We start from the raw sequence: 599 nt of genomic DNA, 5'->3' as shown, positions 1-599 counted from the left end.
ACGATACGGGCCTGGGGCAGCACAGCCTTGACCGCTGCCCGGTAGGGGTTCCACATGTCCATGCTGACGATCTCGACCTTCTGCCGGTCTTTCAGCTTCATCAGGTAGTTGGTCACCACGTCCTGGCGGCGGGTGGCCAGCAGGTCGAGCAGGGTTCGCTCCTCAATGTTGGTCAGAATGCAGCGGTAGCGCTTGTTCAGGTATAGCTCGTCAATGCCCAGGATGCGGGGCGTCTCGAAGCGGTGCCAGCGCCCCAGGAACTCGGCGCGGGCGTTGAAGATGTCGCGCACCGTCTTCTCGTCCAGGCCGGTCTGTGCCGCCACAAAGGTGTAGGGGTGGTTGAAGGATTCCTTCTCCACGTACTCATGCAGCCGCAGTGTCATACGGAATCCGTCCACCATCTCCGGTAGCTGGGGCCTGAATGTTGTCTTGCAGGCCCGGCAGGTGTATCGGCGGCGGACCACCCAGAGAGTGACCCGCTTGCTGTGGATGGGCAGATCACGATAGGGAACGTCACGCTTGCCGAACCGTACGAACTCACCCTGCACGCCGCATTCCTCGCAGGCGATGGGATCGGGCACGTCCACCTGGAAGTGCAT

General features: G+C 61.9%; 1 pseudogene. It reads right to left on the bottom strand.

Annotated features, from left to right (window positions below):
- Window positions 1-599 (bottom strand): annotated as a pseudogene (locus R7040_RS28030) (ISL3-like element ISPpu12 family transposase); the annotation flags it as partial.

It is taken from the genome of Vibrio sp. 1069 (assembly GCF_033340555.1).
Note: the sequence above shows the minus strand (reverse complement) of the source record. Positions and strands in the feature narration are given on the sequence as shown.